Origin of the sequence: Bacteroides gallinaceum (assembly GCF_030373775.1) — a bacterium.
Classification (GTDB): domain Bacteria; phylum Bacteroidota; class Bacteroidia; order Bacteroidales; family Bacteroidaceae; genus Phocaeicola; species Phocaeicola excrementipullorum.
Genome location: NZ_JAUDEN010000057.1, coordinates 1 through 2,491, shown reverse-complemented (window position 1 = coordinate 2,491; position 2,491 = coordinate 1). Strand labels below are relative to the sequence as shown.

1 protein-coding gene is annotated in these 2,491 nt (G+C 42.9%); it reads right to left on the bottom strand.

What is annotated here, in order from left to right; all coding sequences use genetic code 11:
- Positions 1-113: 113 nt before the first annotated feature.
- Positions 114-1,922: a reverse transcriptase/maturase family protein gene (locus QUW60_RS14870; protein WP_289561464.1), complete on the bottom strand. Its 1,809-nt coding sequence runs from the start codon at positions 1,920-1,922 to the stop codon at positions 114-116.
- Positions 1,923-2,491 lie beyond the last annotated feature (569 nt).

Genomic DNA, 2,491 nt, shown 5'->3' with positions numbered 1-2,491 from the left:
GTAGGCTCGGCTGTCGGCGCCATGCCACCTTACGGTGGTAGGTTTCCGACAGCCTGCCTCCGAACCGTACGTACACGTCTCCATGTATACGGCTCTCCGCCCATAACGGCATTTTAGCTATTCTCCGCATGAATCATGTTATGACATTCTGCACAGACGATTAAAGATTTTCTATGCATTTTGAGCATTTTACGTTCCCATCCGGTTTTGCCTCTTAATTCTGAGAGTTTCCTGACGTGGTGTGACACAACATTTCCTTCTTTTCCGCACAACTCACACTTATTTGCAGTCAGTCTTTCGACCAGACTCATAGATGGAGTGTTGAACAAGTAGGGCAAGTTATCACATTTTTGAGTTCCCAAGTCGGTAATACGCTTGAAGCCCTCATTGTAAAACACCCTTGGTTTGCGTTCGCCTTTCTTGTCCGTATACCACACCACAAATTTATCATCTTCACGATACTTGTCTGTTATGGTTCTGACGGAACTGTTAAGTTTTTGCGCAAATGTCTTTAGCATACTGAACCTCATGATACATCCAAATGAACGTCCAAGTGCCGATGCATTGTTTGCAATGGAGTAGTAGTTGTAGAATCCTCTGATTTCTGTGTTGAAACGTGCTACTATGTATTGTGGCTCATTGTCTATCAGGTATGTTCTACCTTTAGAACTCCACACTTCTTTGCCATTTCGTGTTTTCACATTCATGGCTTCAAGACTCAGTAACTTCTTCTTTATTACTTCTCGTGATACGTGTAGTATCACATTACCATTACGATGTCTACGAGTTTCTCCTCTTGCATTTTTCTGCGTTGTGTAATCTTTACGGACTGATATTTCATAGCCGAGAAATTTTGCACTGTCTTGTGCGTTGGTTATCAAGGTCTTTTCTTGCGACATCTCCAACTTTAGCTTTTCTTGCATAAATTGTGTGACATCCGCCTTGATTTTCTCGCACTCTGCTTTATTTCCAATGACCCCTATAAGGAAATCATCAGCGTAGCGTACATAATTCAATCTACGGAAATTCTCATCCATATCGTTACCGCTCGGCATAGTCAGTATTTGCTGTTGCTTATTACGAACTTCCTCCCGCATTGCTTCCAATTTATCAACGTCCGTCACCTCCTTCATTCTCTTCTTTAGATAGTGAACTCGATTGTTCAGTCTGCCGATATCCTTGTTGCGGTGTCTAACTTTACCCTTATGGAAATCTTGTGCATACTTCTTCATATACTTATCGAACTTGTCCAGGTAGATATTAGCCAGTATTGGACTGATAATTCCACCTTGAGGCGTACCCGAATAAGTTCTATTGAAGTGCCATTCTTCCAAATATCCAGCGTTGAGAAATTTACGTATTAACCGAAGGAAACGCTCGTCAGATATGCGTTCCCTCAGAATTTCTATCATCACGCCATGGTTGATATTGTCAAAGAAACCTTTTATGTCTCCCTCAATGAACCACTTTGTTCCGTTGAAATTATTCTGTAGACTCTTAAGTGCCGTGTGGCAGCTTTTGTGTGGTCTGAAACCATGTGAAGTCCGTTCAAAATATCCTTCGTATATGGCTTCGAGAACCATTCTCACTACCTCTTGCACTAATTTATCTGCAAACGTAGGGATACCGAGCGGACGTAACTTTCCGCTCTTCTTCGGTATGTAAACCCTCTTTGCCGGTTTAGGCCTATAGACTTCGCTTTTGAGACTGTCTATTAATGCGTGTATCTTGTCAATGCTCATGCCGTCCTCCGTCTGTCCATCAGTACCGGGTGTCATATTGCCTGGTTTTGCATGAATGCGCTGATATGCGACTAAGAACATCTGCTCATTGAACAGAATACGATAGAGTCGTTCGTATTTGTAACCTGACTCGTTGCTGTGTCCAGCTAAAATGTTTAATACTTGCTCGGGATTTCTCATACGTCTCTCACGTTTTCCTTTGTTTGTACTAAAGTTATGGACTGTTCCCCTTCGCCATGTACAAGCCGTTAACTTGCTCGGACTACTATGGGAACTCCGTTGCCATATCAGATATTCAGAGACCAGCTCTCATAGCCTTTGAGGCGTTCTGACTTAGGCAATCCCCAGTTAGTTTCACTTGATAACTATTAGCGTGACATATTGTCGGATGCGACTTTCGTTCTTGTCCGCTTATTGCGGCTGTGTCATAGTCGGTTCTTAATGCTCTGAACTAACGCACAAAATAGCCAGAGTACTATGAAATAGCGTATATAAAAGCCTTCCGCTATTGCAAGATGTGGTACCACCGAACTATCGTTCAACCAATCAAGGCTTCATCCTTGTATATGTCGTTTCGTCTTGCCCTTCAGTCGCTACTTGGCTATTAGTAGACTCAGGGCTTTAATCAGCATGCTACACTCCCCGTTAGGTTTCCCCGTCGGATAAGCTGATTGACGATAGGATTATATTGAACCCAATCCTAACTTCTTGCTACAGAAGTATTTATCAAGCGACCAGTCTGGGCGCAC